Below are 1,299 nucleotides of genomic sequence, written 5' to 3' on the forward strand. Positions count from 1 at the left end.
GGTTTCTAGGGACGCCCATTGTTCTTCACTCAAAGCCTCACCAAAGGGGAGATTGTGGGCTTTTGCATAGTCTGCCCCGACATCCAGCAAAGTTTTGACTTGTTCAATGGCATCACTTCCAGGAATAAAGGAGCCTTTGCCCAAACCTTGACCAACCAGATCACGCATTTGTTTTTCAATCAGCTGCTTTTCAAAATATGCATCGCCTAAGAAAAAAATCTCTCTGTCAGGATTGTAGCCAATTCTGTTCAAATAATAAGCTGAGCCATAAAACTTGCCAACATCAAGGAATTCTGCCCGCGTTTCATAAATGAAATTCTGGTTGGGCAGCGTGCCCCCAACACCCCCCGATTGGGGTTTTGGTAAAGGAAGCCCCTCAGAAAGTTCCCCTGCATTATTGAGATCTACTTTTGGTGTAAAGAGAGCACCAGCCCCGGTTAAACCACTTAAGGACTCCAGTGGATTGCCCGCAACCGACTTTGCTTCAAAATGCGCATCCCCTGTAATCGAACCTTCCGCTGCCGTGTTATTGAGTTGATCGACCACCAGATTTAAAGTGCCACCCGCTTGGACAAGACCAGGAGCTGCATCAAGAGCTTCTGAACCAATTTGGCGATCCTTGCCATTGACTATATCTAAAGAAACATCGCGGCTTCCATCAGCTTTATAGCCATAACAATAAGCATCCGTATTGGCATTACAACCCATATAGGTATTTTTATAAGCCGTTGCACCTAAATTGGTCAGCGTCTTGGCGTGGATATCAGCATTTCCCTCTGCTCTCATAGAGCTATAATGGTTGTCAATGGTATCAGCGTTAATGATGAGATTGCCACTAGATTGTATCATCCCCGAAACAGTTGGTTTATGCGAAAACCCTTGCGTGACAGTCTTTTCTGTCATGTGTGACCAATTTTCGTTTATTGACCCAAACCATCCTCCCTTCTGCCGAGAACCATTCCATCGATACTGTTCTACAGAGTTTCTTTCGTCAATATATTTCCAAGTAAATGCCTTATAGACTGTTCCATCGCTTGAAATTGCGGTGCCATAGGTTTCTTCTTTACTATTCCAAAGTGGATTATCTAAGTAAATGTATAAGTGTCCTTTCCAAATTCCGTTATCATCTTGATGTTCGTGCCCTTGTCCCCAAAGACCAACTTTCGCATCATGATATAACATCCCATCACTGAGTTGATCAGAATCCTTTGGTCTTTGGAATGAAATATCGCTATATTCCGTTTTTTCTGTGATGACAGGCGTGCTATCGGCTTCGTTTTTCAGGGTGTTGGTTTGGAT

1 pseudogene is annotated in these 1,299 nt (G+C 43.7%); it reads right to left on the bottom strand.

Annotated elements, in window-relative coordinates:
- Positions 1-1,299 (bottom strand): annotated as a pseudogene (locus ACFIKE_RS10735) (filamentous hemagglutinin); the annotation flags it as partial.

The sequence above is a fragment of the Bartonella sp. MU70NMGDW genome (assembly GCF_042194085.1).
GTDB classification, from domain to species: domain Bacteria; phylum Pseudomonadota; class Alphaproteobacteria; order Rhizobiales; family Rhizobiaceae; genus Bartonella; species Bartonella grahamii.